Below are 13,437 nucleotides of genomic sequence, written 5' to 3' on the forward strand. Positions count from 1 at the left end.
AAAACGGTTAATAAGCTACATATAAACATCCTTCATTTTCTTTCTTGTAGAAACGTGTACATTTCATGACTGGATTATAGCATGAAGAAATATTATATATTTATATAAAAAATATAAAGCCGTGGTTGAGCGGTAAATTCATGCTTGACAAGATTAAAAACAAGATTAATTATTCGACTTTTTAGGGTACATTACATAATATTCTACATAAAAACATTTCTTTTTATATTCACTTGTATATTTGGACGTTTCAAACGATTTTAATACTAAGATTGTTACTATCGTAAGTACCCTACTATATAGAGCTATCAAGCTTATAACGTAAACATAATCGAAGAGTTGAAAGGTGAAAATAAAGCAGAAATGTTAAAAACAAAAGAATTTAGGTATATAACTACTAAATTTTGCTTTTATCTAAGTATTCATTTTTAAGGAAGTGGATGGATGAATTTATTAACTTTTACTGAGGAATTTTTTAATTATGTAAAGGAGTTTTTACTTTTAAGGTTCATACTATTGGCTTTAATCCTCATGACTTTCTCCTTTGTCATAAACCGTATTATTGATTGGTTCTTTAGGAAATCAAGCTTTTTCAATGAAGAAGTAGAACGGACGATTCAAAGTGTAATTCGATCAATTTTAAGGTATGGAATTGTAATTAGTCTTGTTATTTATTTAATTGGTCAATTTGTAGATATAAGAGGTATCCTTGCAGGTGCAGGGATTGCCGGAGTTGTCGTCGGTTTTGCTGCACAACAGATGCTAAAAGATGTTATATTAGGATTCGCAAGATTAACGGACAAAGAGTTTCGTGTCGGCGATTTTGTTACTTTTAACGGAACAAGTTCAGGTACCATTGAGGAAATCAGTATTCGCTTTATGCAAATTCGTGAATGGTCGGGAAAACTTCTTACCATCCCACATGGAGAGATTAGAACGATACAAAATTTTAATAAAGGCTGGATGCGAGTTATTGAACGGATTACGGTGAGCTATCAGGAAGATCCTGCAAGAATAAAGGAATTGTTAGAAAAAGCATGTGTTATTTGTAATGAAAAATTGGATCACAGCCTGTATAGAATAGAGAATGAGGCTGTCGAGCCATTTCAATATATTGGTGTTACAGACTTAAATCCAAACCTTAAATATGTTGGTTACGAATTTTGTATTGTATGTTTGGTTAAACCTGAGGAGTATTTTGAAACTTCCAGACAAGTAAGGTTTGAACTAATGTCAATATTTCATAAGAATCAAGTACAAATGCCAGCAGTGAACATGTTTGTTCATACTGAGAATTTACTCCAAACTAATGATATGAGCTAAGAGACAGGTTAATTGAAATTGCTTGGGTTCATAATGAGTGGAGGACGAAGCCCCCACTCATTATAAATCCGCTCTATCTCTTACTATTTAATTGCCTTTTTTCCTGTAAAAGCTTTTGAAATTCTACCTCTAGTTCTTCTGACGATTCAATGCTTAATCGACTTAATACTTCTGAGATTTTTGTTTCTAGCAATAGCCTTTTATCTTCTTCTGTATCTCGGGTTGTTTGTGGCTCATGGTTTATATATTGCTCATAATTCCCCTCAAATAATTCAATCTTCTTATTATGGATTACTACAATTCGCGTCGAAAGATTTTCAATGAATCGTCGATCGTGGGAAACGAAAATAATCGTCCCTTCATACTCTTGTAGAAGAGATTCTAATGCTTCTATCGCTTCTGTATCAAGAAAATTGGTTGGTTCATCTAAAATTAATGTATTAATATCACTTAAAAACAACTTAGCTAGCGCTACTTTTACTCGCTCTCCACCACTTAGAACTCCTACAAGCTTATACACATCGTCTCGAAAGAAATGCATTCTTGCAAGAACTGTTCGAATAAGTGTTTCATCTTGTTTTGAAGAAGATTGGACATTCTCTAAAATGGATTCTTCAACGTCTAATATATTTAAATTTTGACTAAAGTATCCGATTTTCACGGATGGTGAAAGAGTAATTCCATCACTTTGATTCATAATCTTTTTTATAAGAGTTGTTTTCCCGCTGCCGTTAGCACCCGTAATTGCTAGTTTATCTCCGCCGCGAATATGAAAACTCGTTTTATGCCAAAGCATTCGCTTTCCAATATCACCTGCCACATCTTCCGCCCGAATAATAATTCGATTTTTAATACTTTTTTCATAAGGTAAATTCATTTTGATTGGTGGTGTTTCCTTTACTTTCTCTACTTTTCCAAGCTTTTCTAAACGTGTTTCAATTGCTTTCGCTGCTTTTTGTAACTTCTTTTCTTTTTTTGCAAAGTACGGCTTTGCACCTGTAATTCTCGCTTCAGATTTACTTACTTTTTTAGGAGTTTTCGTAGCTCTTTCAGCCTTTTTCTCCTTTAACTTTAAAGCTTCTTCTAACTGCTTTTTCTTCTTTTCATATTCCTCATAAGCAAATTTCTTTTGCTCATGCTCTAGTTCTTTTTGTTTTACATAATCACTGTAATTTCCGATATACTCTTTTATCTTTCCTTCGTCAATCTCCCAAATCTTTGTACAAAGAGCATCTAAAAATTGCCTGTCATGTGAAACGATCACAAACGCGCCATTCCATTGTATGAACTTTTTTTCTAACCATTCAACATGCTCTGTATCTAGATGTGTTGTTGGCTCATCTGCAAATAATAGCTCAGGCATTTTCGTAAGAGCTTTATTAATATACTGTTGCGTCACTTCTCCGCCACTTTTCGTTGTATCTGTTCGCTTTAACTGTGGTATGAGCTCGCACTCTGTATGATGAAGAACTACTCCCTCTTCTGTCGGTATATTTTTAGATAAAATCTTTAATAAAGTTGTTTTTCCGCTGCCATTTCGGCCAACTAACCCAATTCGATCTTTTTGGTGAATTTGTAGCTGGTCCATATCTACTAATAAACGATCCTGTACATAATACTTTATTTGATTAGCTTCTAGTAAAAGCATAGTAACATCTCCTTTTTCGGAGACAATAGAAAAATGCCTCCTATTTCTCTCAGAATAGGAGGCATTTTTACATAGGTGTACGTCAAAAAGAGTATACAAATAGAGTTACCCTGATTGCGGTCCAACTACAGAAATCCAATCCTATTCTGAAAAACGACAATTGAAGACAAAACAAATTAAGCAGAAATCAGCTGCTATATATTCGCTTCAATTGTTTCTTTTCGTAAATAGGATTAGAACTTCATGTAATTGGGTCACCCTTCCGTTTTTTATTTAAAGCAATAGTATAAGATATTTCACAAATTGTCAATTGTTACTTTTAAATCATAATAAAATCCTGCCCTCAACCACACACAGGATTTCATTATATCTTTTTCATCTTTTTACAACATCATCCACAATACCGTAAGCTTTTGCTTCTTCAGCTGTCATAAAGTAATCTCGTTCTGTATCGTGAGCAACTTTTTCGACTGGTTGCCCTGTTTTCGCTGAAATGATTTCATTAATATCATGTTTTAATTTTAAAATGCGTTTTGCTGATATTTCAATTTCAGTTGCCTGGCCTTTTACACCGCCAAGTGGCTGATGAATCATAATTTCACTATTTGGAAGTGCGAAACGTTTCCCTTTCGCCCCTGACAGTAGTAATAATGCACCAAATGATGCTGCCATTCCCATACAAAGTGTTTGCACATCTGGCTTAATAAAGTTCATCGTATCTAAAATCGCAAAGCCTGCAGAAGTGGATCCACCTGGACTATTAATGTAAAGATAAATATCTTTTCCCGAATCTTCAGCCTCTAAAAATAACAACTGGGCAACTACACTGCTCGCAATTTGATCGTTAATTTCTGATCCAATCATAATAATTCGGTCTTTTAATAAGCGTGAATAAATGTCATAGGAACGCTCTCCAAGTTTTGTTTGTTCTACAACGTAAGGAATTGTATTCATATGAAACCCTCCAAATTCGTATTACGCGGCGCATAACATACGAACAGAGGAAGAAGACTTTTTCTGTGTGAATAGTAATAACGGTTGCTGCGACGAGAATTTTGTAAATTGTAACGTCGGAAGAAGTTTTTTTAATAATTCTGGTCTTTGTGAATGAACAGATTGTATGAGTATATCAGCTTCTTCTCTGTCTATATTATGAGCAATGCGTTCTTCTGTCATCGCTAACTTATTTCGGCTTCGAAACAATGACGCTTTTACAGCACCTTCTGATATCGAGCAAATATGTGCAATTTCAGTTAAGCTATATGCAAACACATCTTTTAGTAAAAAAATAACGATTTGTGTTTGATTTAAACAAGACTGCATCTTCTCAATTGTTGCATGTAAATCAGCAAGCTTTTCATGCGGCTGATAAGATGCTTCTTTCTCTATTTCAGTGGTTTTTTCTTTCGAACTTATTTGATCTAACCATTTATTACGAGCAACTTTATATAACAACGTTAAACAAATCGTCGTATCGTCTTCTTTCATATACTTCTGTAACACTTTACATACTGTTTCTTGCGCGAGATCTTCCCCGTCCCATACATTTTTCGTTAAAAACGTACAATACCGCTTTAATTCTTCATAATGATTCACAATGATATCTATATTCTCTTTTTGAATATCCGTAATAGACTGCAGTCTTTCTTGTATGTTTGTGTACACAACAACCACTCCTTTTTGCGCGCTTACTTAATAAACGATTAAAGGTAAGAAAAAGTTACGGGGCATTTTATAATTTTTTTACAAAGCCAGTACTTATCGCTTCATATCCTCTATTTTTATAAAATTGATGTGCGGTATCACGTTCGGAGCGCTTCCCGCTATTTAGCGTAATTGCATCAGCCCCTTGCTGAATAGCCCATATTTCCGCTTCTTGTATTAAGAGTTTCCCTATACCTCTATTTCGATAACGTTCATCTACGACAAAAGCAATAATACGTGCGTATAATCCATCTTTGTTATACAAAATACCAGTATTAATACCAAGCATTCCAATAACGGTCCCATTTTCTTCAGCAACTAACGTATAATAGTTTGGGTGAGAATCGATGTTTTGAAACCTTTTTGTCATTTGTTCTATTGTAACTGGGTAACCTAGTTGCCCCATCAGTGAAGCTAGATGTGGTACATCTTCTATTATCGCTTTTCTAATATTCATCTTTTTCTCCTTCTATACACTGTATGCATTTTATTCGTACATTTCCAAACAATAACGATCTGTCTTCCGATGCACTGCGCATTTATTTTTCTGAAATGTATGTATCATTGGCGTATTGACTATATTCGTTGAACCAATGTAATATGTAGCTCCCATACCCTTTAATAAATAAAGAGCGTAATAATGCAAAGGTTGGCTTAGCCCTTTCCCTCTCATTTCTGGAACGAGTCCAAAGTAAAATAATCGCCCTTCATTTGTAGTGCCTGGTTCGATGTGAGGCATTACAACTCCAGTTGGCTGATTATCTTTATATACAGCGATGCAAGAATCTTCCCAATGTAATCCTAACTCTGTTTTCACCGCATCTAGTTGCTCGTCTATAGAAAGTTGTGACGGTGTATTAAGTGAGCCTTCCATAGAGAATTTCCATATATGTTTAAACTCTTTTTCTGAAATTGTATTTAAGCCTTTCAATGAAAATGGAACAGTTGGGGGCTCTTTTATATTTGTTAAGGCTCTTTTCACTTGTAATGTTGTTGACTGTTTTTTGAAGTTGTTCTTGATGAGTAGTCTTGAAAAAGAAGTGTAGTGCGGTGCGTTTTGATTTAGACATATATTTAAATATTTGACCCCATAAGTGTTTGCTTTATGTATCATATGGTTCATAACGATTTCTATATCACTGTCTATGTACATAACCTCTGAATCATATTCTTCAAAAGTGATATAATTTGGACTTCCATTTAACGTATAAAATGTTTGATTTACTAGACTGATACCCCTCATATATTATAGACCTCATTATCTCGTGTTTTTTAAATTAAAGAATAATATCATACTCCATTCTCTTTGCTGTTTCTTGTGCAATTTCTACACCAAGTAACCGTTTCACAATATGAAAAGACATATGGATACCTGCTGAAATCCCCCCTGATGTTACAATATTTCCCTCATCTACAAATTTGACTCCGTGCTGCACACTCACTTCTGGAAACTCCTGTTGGAATCGTTCCAAACTTGCCCAGTGTGTTGTTGCTTTTTTATCTTTTAGTAATCCAGCTTTTGCTAAAAGTAAAGCACCTGTACATACCGACGTCATCATTTTCACATGCTTCATTTGATTTGAAATCCATTGTATAACAGTTTCATTATGAATTTCTCGTTCCCTAGCTCCTAGTCCACCTGGAATGATGAGAATATCAAATTGTGGCATGTTACGAAAATTGTAATCTGGCTGTACCTTCAAACCATTTCGAGCGTATACTAAGCCCCCTGTTTCTGACACCGTTTCAACAAGAAAAGGCTTTTCTTCATTTCCTAACGTTGTTACTGAAAATACTTCAAAAGGACCTGCAAAGTCTAATACTTCTACATCATCAAATAAAAAAATACCAATCCTCCATTGCCAGTTGTTCATAATGTACACTCCTTTTTTAGTAAAAAATCTTTCTATTTTCATTTTATATAAAAACACTAAATGTTCAAATTATTCAAGCGGAATCACAGCAAGGAGTTATTGTTTTTTTACAGAATAATATTTATATAAGGGAAACTTTTAAAGGAGCATGATCATGGAGAAACATACGTTAGAAGCTATTTGCCAAAAACAGTTTGGAGCCATTCACGATTATAAAGTAGAATGGCGTGCAAATCGTTATTTAGTTGGTGGGAAAATGTTTGCGTTGTTTGGTAGAGATGGAAAAGGAAAAGCTGTATTATCGCTAAAATGCGATCCCGCTCGTGCCGAAGCTTTAAGAGAATTTTATTGTGACATTATCCCAGGATATCATCTAAATAAAACACATTGGAATTCGATTTACTTAGATGCAGATATTCCGGATGAATTATGGGAGAAATTAATTGTTCACTCTCATGAATTAGTGCTTCAAAAACTTTCTAAAAAACTTCAGAAAGAAATTAGTAATTCTCTGTAAAAAATAACGATACATATGCTCCATATGTATCGTTATCTACAAATCTTCCTCATTAATTACCTAATAAATATTTTTCTTCGATCATAGCTAAAAATAATCATTGCCACACCTAAGCTGGCACAAATCATATACATAAATGAGTATGAAAAAATATCAGCTATCGGCCCCATAACGATACCACCTAGCGAAACACCTAAATCAGCAGTAGCAATAAATAAGCCAAGTAATACATTACGATTTGCCTGTGGCAAAACAAAGGTCAAGTAAGTTGTTAACGTCGGATAGATAAGTGCCTGAGCTAATCCCATTAATATTGCACCTACATAAAAAAAGATAGGTCCACCCGTTATAGAAAAGCTTACACACTGCGCTGCTAATGCTAGAATAACCATAGTCCCCATGATAAAAGAAGAATGCCATCTGCCATCTGAAGGAATCCTTTTTCTTAAAGCAAAACGAGTAAAGACAACAGTACCTGCCTGAATCATTAGATAGATCCCCGCATTTCCGCTTTCTAATTCCCTCGCGTACAGTGGGATAAAGGTTGTAACTGCTCCAAACACAATGGAAGTCACTAACATTAATACACTACATTTAAACAAAAACGGATTTTTCACTAGCTCACTGAAGGATTTAAACATATTTGCGCCCTGATTAGTACTAGGTGCTGCAGGCTGTTGCTGTTCCTTCCCTTTTTCTATTTTCGTATTATAGCCAACCATACCTGTGAAAATCGCAATTCCTATCATTACCACTGTAAAATAATCCATACCCCCTAGCCAAATACCTAAAGCTAGGATGGGACCGATAATACCTGGTATATAAGAAAATAAAGAATAAAGTGAAATACCTTGCGAGCGATCCTTTTCCGGTAGTGCATCGATAATACCAACCTGTAATGCCATTGAAAAAAAGGCAGTTGACACTCCTTGTAACATACGGGCAACGAAAAAGCCACCTAGTTTGAAGTGCACCCAAATGTTAGACCAAGCCTTTGAACGTTTAACAGATGAGAATACACTCCTTATTCATTCTGATCAAGGTTGGCACTACCAAATGAAACAATACCGTCATTCCCTTCATAAACGTGGCATTACACAAAGCATGTCTCGTAAAGGGAACTGTTACGATAACGCAGTGATTGAAAACTTCTTTGGTATCATGAAATCAGAATTTCTTTATCTAAAAGAATTTGAAAGTGTAGAACATTTTAAACAAGAACTAGCAAACTACATCGAATACTATAACCATAAAAGAATTAAGGCAAAACTAAAGGGCATGAGCCCGGTACAATACCGGGCTCATGCCCAAGAAGCTGCCTAATGAAATAACCTGTCTAACTTTTTGGGGTCACTTCATCCCTTAGCGTACAAGAAAATCGGCTTTTTCTATGTGAAAAATTGCTTAGCGTACGAAATTCGCGTTTTGTTGGTGCTACCCCATGCCCATCAAGCTAAAAAAATATAACTACCCCCAGAACGAAATTTTGTGCTAACTTGTAGTAAAAAAGCTCATTTTTTCTTTTTGGGGTGGATTTATTTTTAAGTTGATGGGCATGTGACGAGACCCCAAATAACACAAGGCTTGTGTTATTTCACATATCTTTAAATACTTTATGATGCTATAGACTTCTTTTCTACAACAGTTATAAGAACATAACCAAAGATTAATGGAGCAATAATATATAGGTGTTGAGGGTACATATAGCTAGGTAATAACTGCCCTTTTAAAGCATTTAAATGTTCAAATAAAGGATAAAAAGCAATACATAATGCAGGTATTGCCACAAACACAAATTTTTCTATTTTAAAAGACCATTTTCCTACTTTATTGTTCTCTTTTAAAAAAGTTGGCAATCCAAGGAATATTCCAAGAACCATACATAAAAAAGGATTATATATAAAGTATAAAACTATATTAGTTTTAACTCCATACTCTAATAATGAAAACGAGATATTTAGAATTATAAATAGTAATGTGAAGAGAACAACAGAATATAAAAAGTAATAAATTGCTGTCTTGAATGAAATAAAAATCCCTCCTTTTTTATACAGAATTCTATACAGATTTTTGTACTAATACAAGACATTCGCGAACTAAAAAAACCATAATCTCCACAATGTATAAAATCCTGCATGCCACAAATCACGAATCTAAAGCGAAACCCTTGTGAAAGTAGGGTTCTTCCTTTTTCCTTGCTACTGATAATGAGACGTTATGTTAACCTTATATGAATATCCTATACATCTAAAAATCTTAATAAATCAGTTCTCTCAAATGTTACAATTAGAAAAATAATATTGAAGAAACAAAAATCAAATATCTATAATTTAAGGAGTGAAGTTATGATAAGTGTTCACGATAATACAATTGTTTCATACCAAATTAATCTTGAGAAAGAAGAAATTCGCATTCACACTCTTACTGAATCAGGAGACAATGTATATATAGTTTTTTCAGGTGTCCTAGCACATTTTTTTGAAACCCAAATAAGTAACAGCATTATTTTTAATATAGACGAAGATCCACTTCCAAATTTTTTTAAAGAAAATAAGAAATTATTAGAGCAACAAAAATCTTATTGTTGGCCTATATGTTATGAAGATATTAAAGAATTAGAGGAAACATTAATAAAAGGGAATTATTTTTATTACAACATTTGTGCATCTTATGGTCTAAGTGGTTGGGTATTAGCTAAGAAACTTGAGATATTAGACTCTTATTAAGTTAATACTGATCTTAAATACACTTCCAATAACGAGAATTATGTAAATGAGCTGTCCAAATGGATGGCTTATTTTATTTTTTGCTTAGCGTGGGGTTTTTCCAAAATGCTGGCGTCGTAAATAATTGTTTTATAAAAAACAATTATTTACGACGCCTTCTCTTTGCTTTTTTACGCTGATTTGTATGACTATATTTTTTTATATGAGTACTTTTGTTCTTCTTATAATTAGGTAACTTAACTATAAGAACAGTAATTGCACAAAAAATGAAAAATATAAGGTTTGCAATCATCCAAAGCTTAATATCATAGTCATATAGCTTACTAAAATATTTTTTGTCAGGAGTAATATGGCTTACGTTACTGTCAATTGCTTCGAGGGTGTAAGGAATAACCCAAAAGGAACCAATTAATATAACAATTGTTCCAAGAATGAAACTGAGTATATGTTTTATCAAGTTCTATTCTCCTTTAATTATGTTTATTGTATACATTCATATAGTATATATGGTTCTAGTGCAAAGACTGTATTTATTTGAAAAAAGTATATAAATTTCTATTGGAATCTATTTTTATAAATGGGTTCTCGCCACATCACAATCAAGCTAAGAAAAGCAAATACCCCAAAACTAGAAAAGCTTAAATAACTTCCGAGAACAATAACTTATACATTTATATCCTTTAATACATTCAGGATAATATTCCATTTGTAATCATTTAATGTAAAATAACGTTTTTTTATTTAAGGGTATTTCATATTCTATTTAACTTCTTGTAATACCCAAACTTCTCCTGTTCCAGACACCCATGCCCAATATACATGATTAAAAACTTCCTTAGTCCATCCTAAATAACTTTTAGTTCGTTCATTGTATAGAGTATATCCCTGTTTTCCATTCTTTGTTGCCGGTTTTAATGTCCATTCATCAGCGGCAGATTCTTTATCTAAGTACACATACCCTTTATATAAAAATGATGTATCTGCGGTGAGGTATTGGTATCCAGAATGAGTAGATTTAAGCATTTCAACTTTGTATTTTCCAGAACTAGTTTGATGGAATTTTACAGGTGTTCCAGTTCCTAGTTTTACATAATCCCAGTTATTGGCGTACACTTCGAAACCGAGTTTCGTTCCTAATTGACTTGAAACCATTGAATACTTCTTATTTGTGTCAATTTCTGCTGCTGATGCTGGAGAAGAAAAAGAAAATGCTGTGAATGCAATGCTTAAAGCTAAAATAAAACTAGATAATTTTCTCATTCCGTATCACTCCTTGTTTAATTTAAGAGCTCTCAAAAATAAGGTATCACGAGAGTTTTTAATTTCCAACACTTAGAAAATCCGGGAAAAACAAGCGGAATATTCACCGTTTTCTGTTTAATTTTTAGAAAGAATACGGTATATATTGGATAGATATATATTGTTTTAATGAGCTTCCCATCTTTCGTATAATCAAAGAAGGAGGGATAATATGAGCAACATTATTAACCTCGAAGAAAAACATAAAAGAATCCTGCCTAAAGGATAAAAAGGCTTGGACATAGATTCCAAGCCTTTTGTTATACCCTAAAGATTATTTAGATTTCACAATCGCTGAGGATATTTCATCATTCCATGTTCTTGTCCCATCACCCATAGGAACGTTGTGTAAATTAATGTAATAACCATTATTTACAATAGCAAGTGCATGACCTTGCCCATAAAAATTTTCATAAATAACTGTATGATCTCCATATGGATGTGTAAGTATAGAGCTTACAGTATCATTTACTCCCCAGAAGTCTGTAACTGCATAAGGTTTGCTCGCATTAATACTGAAACTTGTACCTTGTAAATCAACATCAAAATAAAAGTTAGAGTGAATTGGTGCTAATGGTTTAATTTCATAATTCCTTGGAGCTGGATTTTCCTTTAAGTAATTCTCAAAATCTACTTTTTCATCAAAACCGATAGTCTTGTGGCTCCCATCCAATCCAGGTGTTACAACTTGATATGGTTTTACTTCGTTCTCCGCAGCATGTGCTTCAAAACTTGATCCACCAAATAACATTGCACCAGCTAATAAACCTGTAGAAAGTACACCAACTATACGTTTCAAATTCAACACTCCTTTAGTTATATTGTCTTGCAACTCAATCTTACTCTCAACTTTGTGTTGAAGATACACTTTGGTAATTTTATCAACAAATAGAAAATAACGGAATAAATTAATTGATAAAGATTCTCACGCGGAATTTACAAGGTAATGTTTTCTCTTTATTAGATGGATATATATTGTTTTAATACAGTTTCCATTTTTCGTATAATCAAAGAAGGGGGATAACATGAGTAACCTTATTAATTTTGAAGAGAAGCGTAAAGAGAAGAATGGGACAGTCACCATCCCAATCATTGAGCGTATTTATATGGAAAACGGAGAAGTCAAAGCTGATGTTGTGGGTGAACGAGAAGTACCGAAAGATATGATAGATAAAAAATAGCCCGCCTATGTTGGTGGGCTTTCACATGTTCAAGAAATACCATTGTGGGTGTTTTTGCCCATCCCCTCAAAAAGGCGGGAGTATCCTTATTCCACTAAAGCACCTGTTAGCGACATAAGGATACTCCCGCCTTTTTAAATTTGTTTGAGATCCCCTTTAATAATTGCATACATATATAAATCATCAAATTTCCCACAAGTATATTCATAATGCCTCAATAAACCTTCTCTTTTAAACCCCTGGTTTTCTACTAATTTTTGCGATGATAAATTCGCAGGTTCAATTAGAGCCTCAATTCGTTCCAATTCAAAGTGTTTATAGCCATATTTCATAACAGCTTCTAAAGCTTCACGAGCTATTCCTTGTCCCCAATATTCTTTATTTAATTCAAACCCTATTTCAGCTCGATAATGTTTAGGGCGCATATTAAGAAAGCCACAACTACCTATAACAACACCAATGTTTTTCTGTGTAATCCCCCACCTTATACCTGTACCTTCTTCCAATATAGATTTATACCATCTTATTTCGCTCAAGACATCATTTGGTGATTTGTATGGTTCTAACCCCATATGTTTAACAACATCTTTATCTGATAGGTATTTATACATATCGTTAGCATCTTCTGATGCCACTTCTTTTAAAATTAACCTTTCTGTTTCTATAATCGGAAATTTATTCATCAGAAAGTCTCCCTCTATATTGGTTTTAATAATCTTATATAATATTTTTCATTCTAGAATATCACACTTACATTACACAGCCCCCAGGTTGTGGATGACGATCTACCCTTTCGAGAAGGTTCCGCCATCCATAACAGAGCCTTTTTTATTTTTATAAAATCAAAGTTCTTGATGCATATGTTTGAATTGATAAATTTCTTCATCTTGCCCATCTGTTAATTTTACATAATATATTAATACTTTCTTTCCTTTTGAATTTTTTTCTGAAACATCTTCTATATAACGATAAGTGTATATAACATTAGGCTCATCCTTATAAACAACATCAACACAATGTCCAGATGTAAAATGATATTCTACCTCAATGCTTTTAAAACCATCTTCGCTATCACTTTGTTCAACTAAATATGTCTTTACTTCGTTAACCAGTTTATCTTTATTTATTGGAAAACCTTGAACTACCCACCACTTAACGCCCTTAC

At 33.6% G+C, this 13,437-nt stretch carries 17 protein-coding genes and 1 pseudogene; 5 read left to right on the top strand and 13 right to left on the bottom strand.

Features of this window, described 5'->3' with window-relative positions; all coding sequences use genetic code 11:
- Positions 1-444 precede the first annotated feature (444 nt).
- A complete protein-coding gene (locus tag BAMA_RS14815; protein ID WP_034640411.1) occupies positions 445-1,323 on the top strand; it encodes a mechanosensitive ion channel family protein in 879 nt (292 codons plus the stop codon).
- Positions 1,324-1,396: 73 nt separating this feature from the next.
- On the opposite strand, the gene BAMA_RS14820 is transcribed toward BAMA_RS14815, so the two are convergent.
- From BAMA_RS14820 to BAMA_RS14845, 6 genes are all read right to left on the bottom strand, one after another.
- Complete coding sequence (locus BAMA_RS14820; RefSeq protein WP_034640415.1) at positions 1,397-2,971, bottom strand: Vga family ABC-F type ribosomal protection protein; 1,575 nt, start codon at positions 2,969-2,971, stop codon at positions 1,397-1,399.
- Positions 2,972-3,346: 375 nt separating this feature from the next.
- Positions 3,347-3,925: an ATP-dependent Clp endopeptidase proteolytic subunit ClpP gene (gene clpP, locus BAMA_RS14825; protein ID WP_034640419.1), complete on the bottom strand. Its 579-nt coding sequence runs from the start codon at positions 3,923-3,925 to the stop codon at positions 3,347-3,349.
- A 21-nt stretch (positions 3,926-3,946) separates the two neighbouring features.
- On the bottom strand, positions 3,947-4,636 hold the full coding sequence (locus BAMA_RS14830) for an RNA polymerase subunit sigma-70 (RefSeq protein WP_034640421.1): 690 nt from the start codon (positions 4,634-4,636) through the stop codon (positions 3,947-3,949).
- A 67-nt stretch (positions 4,637-4,703) separates the two neighbouring features.
- Positions 4,704-5,132: a GNAT family N-acetyltransferase gene (locus BAMA_RS14835; protein ID WP_034640424.1), complete on the bottom strand. Its 429-nt coding sequence runs from the start codon at positions 5,130-5,132 to the stop codon at positions 4,704-4,706.
- A 30-nt stretch (positions 5,133-5,162) separates the two neighbouring features.
- Positions 5,163-5,918, bottom strand: coding sequence for a GNAT family N-acetyltransferase (locus tag BAMA_RS14840; RefSeq protein ID WP_051758963.1), 756 nt, complete (start codon positions 5,916-5,918; stop codon positions 5,163-5,165).
- 34 nt (positions 5,919-5,952) lie between these two features.
- Positions 5,953-6,552: a DJ-1/PfpI family protein gene (locus tag BAMA_RS14845; RefSeq protein WP_415782964.1), complete on the bottom strand. Its 600-nt coding sequence runs from the start codon at positions 6,550-6,552 to the stop codon at positions 5,953-5,955.
- Positions 6,553-6,703: 151 nt separating this feature from the next.
- Here BAMA_RS14845 and BAMA_RS14850 point away from each other — a divergent pair, with 151 nt between their 5' ends.
- A complete protein-coding gene (locus BAMA_RS14850) occupies positions 6,704-7,066 on the top strand; it encodes an MmcQ/YjbR family DNA-binding protein (protein WP_034640429.1) in 363 nt (120 codons plus the stop codon).
- A 56-nt stretch (positions 7,067-7,122) separates the two neighbouring features.
- Here BAMA_RS14850 and cntE read toward each other — a convergent pair whose 3' ends face one another.
- Positions 7,123-8,040 (bottom strand): staphylopine family metallophore export MFS transporter CntE, encoded by a 918-nt coding sequence (cntE, locus tag BAMA_RS14855; RefSeq protein WP_338022300.1) that lies wholly within the window; start codon positions 8,038-8,040, stop codon positions 7,123-7,125.
- A gap of 1 nt (position 8,041) precedes the next feature.
- Between cntE and BAMA_RS14860 the strand changes: the two are divergent.
- A pseudogene (locus tag BAMA_RS14860) lies at positions 8,042-8,389 on the top strand (IS3 family transposase); the annotation flags it as partial.
- 290 nt (positions 8,390-8,679) lie between these two features.
- Here the strand turns inward: BAMA_RS14860 and BAMA_RS14865 are convergent.
- Positions 8,680-8,922 (bottom strand): hypothetical protein, encoded by a 243-nt coding sequence (locus BAMA_RS14865; RefSeq protein WP_034640430.1) that lies wholly within the window; start codon positions 8,920-8,922, stop codon positions 8,680-8,682.
- A 489-nt stretch (positions 8,923-9,411) separates the two neighbouring features.
- Between BAMA_RS14865 and BAMA_RS14870 the strand changes: the two genes are divergently transcribed.
- Entirely contained in the window at positions 9,412-9,792 is a 381-nt protein-coding gene (locus BAMA_RS14870; RefSeq protein ID WP_034640433.1) for a hypothetical protein, read from the top strand.
- Positions 9,793-9,934: 142 nt separating this feature from the next.
- Here the strand turns inward: BAMA_RS14870 and BAMA_RS14875 are convergent, their stop codons facing one another.
- The 3 genes from BAMA_RS14875 to BAMA_RS14885 form a co-directional block, all read right to left on the bottom strand.
- Positions 9,935-10,249 (bottom strand): hypothetical protein, encoded by a 315-nt coding sequence (locus BAMA_RS14875; protein ID WP_034640436.1) that lies wholly within the window; start codon positions 10,247-10,249, stop codon positions 9,935-9,937.
- Positions 10,250-10,551: 302 nt separating this feature from the next.
- Entirely contained in the window at positions 10,552-11,052 is a 501-nt protein-coding gene (locus BAMA_RS14880; RefSeq protein ID WP_034640440.1) for a hypothetical protein, read from the bottom strand.
- A gap of 313 nt (positions 11,053-11,365) precedes the next feature.
- Positions 11,366-11,890 (bottom strand): hypothetical protein, encoded by a 525-nt coding sequence (locus BAMA_RS14885; RefSeq protein ID WP_034640443.1) that lies wholly within the window; start codon positions 11,888-11,890, stop codon positions 11,366-11,368.
- 226 nt (positions 11,891-12,116) lie between these two features.
- Here BAMA_RS14885 and BAMA_RS24960 point away from each other — a divergent pair, with 226 nt between their 5' ends.
- Entirely contained in the window at positions 12,117-12,272 is a 156-nt protein-coding gene (locus BAMA_RS24960) for a hypothetical protein (protein WP_200874690.1), read from the top strand.
- A 134-nt stretch (positions 12,273-12,406) separates the two neighbouring features.
- On the opposite strand, the gene BAMA_RS14890 is transcribed toward BAMA_RS24960, so the two are convergent.
- Together BAMA_RS14890 and BAMA_RS14895 are read right to left on the bottom strand one after the other, a co-directional pair.
- Entirely contained in the window at positions 12,407-12,955 is a 549-nt protein-coding gene (locus BAMA_RS14890; RefSeq protein ID WP_034640446.1) for a GNAT family N-acetyltransferase, read from the bottom strand.
- Between the two features lie 159 nt (positions 12,956-13,114).
- Positions 13,115-13,437 (bottom strand): DUF3139 domain-containing protein (locus BAMA_RS14895; RefSeq protein ID WP_034640449.1); only part of this gene is annotated, 323 nt, incomplete at its 5' end.

Source organism: Bacillus manliponensis, from assembly GCF_000712595.1.
Lineage (GTDB): Bacteria > Bacillota > Bacilli > Bacillales > Bacillaceae_G > Bacillus_A > Bacillus_A manliponensis.